Source organism: Bradyrhizobium sp. Leo170 (assembly GCF_004296405.1).
GTDB lineage: Bacteria > Pseudomonadota > Alphaproteobacteria > Rhizobiales > Xanthobacteraceae > Bradyrhizobium.
Genome location: NZ_PSRR01000710.1, coordinates 1 through 1,433, shown reverse-complemented (window position 1 = coordinate 1,433; position 1,433 = coordinate 1). Strand labels below are relative to the sequence as shown.

The 1,433-nt window shown below is 61.3% G+C and carries 3 protein-coding genes; 1 reads left to right on the top strand and 2 read right to left on the bottom strand.

Features of this window, described 5'->3' with window-relative positions; genetic code table 11:
- The coding region (locus CWO89_RS46675) for a DUF8840 domain-containing protein (RefSeq protein WP_165421611.1) at positions 1-493 on the top strand (493 nt) is incomplete at its 5' end.
- Between the two features lie 65 nt (positions 494-558).
- Here CWO89_RS46675 and CWO89_RS44165 read toward each other — a convergent pair.
- Complete coding sequence (locus CWO89_RS44165; protein ID WP_130584380.1) at positions 559-738, bottom strand: hypothetical protein; 180 nt, start codon at positions 736-738, stop codon at positions 559-561.
- 25 nt (positions 739-763) lie between these two features.
- Positions 764-1,051: a hypothetical protein gene (locus CWO89_RS44160; RefSeq protein WP_130584379.1), complete on the bottom strand. Its 288-nt coding sequence runs from the start codon at positions 1,049-1,051 to the stop codon at positions 764-766.
- Positions 1,052-1,433 lie beyond the last annotated feature (382 nt).

Here is a 1,433-nt window from a genome sequence, read left to right as displayed (position 1 = left end):
TGATGGCACCCGCTTCAACCTCAACTGCCCTGACGCGGACATGCCATACGAAACCTTCGAGCGGATGGCGGTCCGGTTTGCCATTGAGCAGATTTACGACGACCGGCTGATTCCGCGAAGCACGTTGAATGCAGTCGCGACGCTCGCTATTGCCGACAAGGTAGCTAAGGCTGGATTCCAGGCGTTCACTGTCCAAAAAGACGAGACGAAAGGTCCGCAGATCATCGGAGTTCGGGACGGAATCCCGAGTTCGGTGATCGTCCGGGCAGATGCGTACCCTAACGCAGGCGATATAGCGGACATCGACGACGCCCGTCTTGCCGAGCTCATCGAGGAACATATGCTGCGCAAGCGCGATCTGTATTACGCCTCAGTGACGCTCATCAATGCTGAGGCCAGGAACGATTACGAGAAAGGCGTACTTCTTCATAACGGATCCTTCCGCATGTCTGTCGACCAGTTCACGCTGCTCACGGAAAATTTCGAGCATTGAGGGGGCACCGGAGGCCATTGGACTATGCGCGGCCGTCGGCAAAGAAACCATTCCGCATATTCGCGTTAGCTTCGCGTGCGCGGTACGCTGCCGGCCATGTAAGAGACAAAATGCGATGCCAGCGGCGGATGAGTCCACAGGCGGCGTGCCCTTCCGGTTGAAGTGCGCAGACGCACGTGCGCGTGCCGCGCCTTCGTGTATTGCTGCTGGAGCTGCTTCTGCAACGCCTCGATGTAGTCCGCCAAGGTCCATCTCAGCGACGTTTTGAGCTCAACCGTTGCTCGCAGCGAGTTGGTCTGGCACAGGACATCTCGGCGTGTCACGCTGCGGGTCCCACGGCTCGAGCTCGGCTTGATCGATCGCCGGGCCCTTCCCGCGAAAGCCGAACCGGACCGCCTTCCGCTCGTCACGCAGCACCGCCACAACCAGTTCGTCCGTGTCGGCGGCGCGGTCGATTGTGCGCTCAGCCACGGTGCCGTCGGATAGCTGGTAGGCAATGGTGCGCCGGCCCAGGATTTGCCACTTCACTGGCGGTGCGCCTTTGGCGTTCTTGCCCACAAGTACCTCCCGTTGCCTGTTGTAGCAGCTCGGGCAGAGGTGCTTGCGTATCAATCGCGTCGCAGTGCGATGGCATCGGCCACAGATCGCGGTGCCTAGGAGCGACGACCTGCTCGTGCCTGCCTCGCCGGCATGCATCGCTCCAATCTCGCAGCCCTTGCAGCGTTGACGGGACAGGTCGCCGTCCTGGTGACCACGGCGCCAGTTGTCCGCGCAGGCTTGCACCGACAGGGTGGCACGCATCTGCTCGCACGCAAAGTGCTGCACGCCAGGGAGGAATTCAAACGTGATGTACGAAACGGTCGGAGTTTGCATGGCATTCCCGCCCCCGACTAAGAGGGCGGGATGAGATGGGGATCAGCGCGCGGCGCCGAACGCGGAC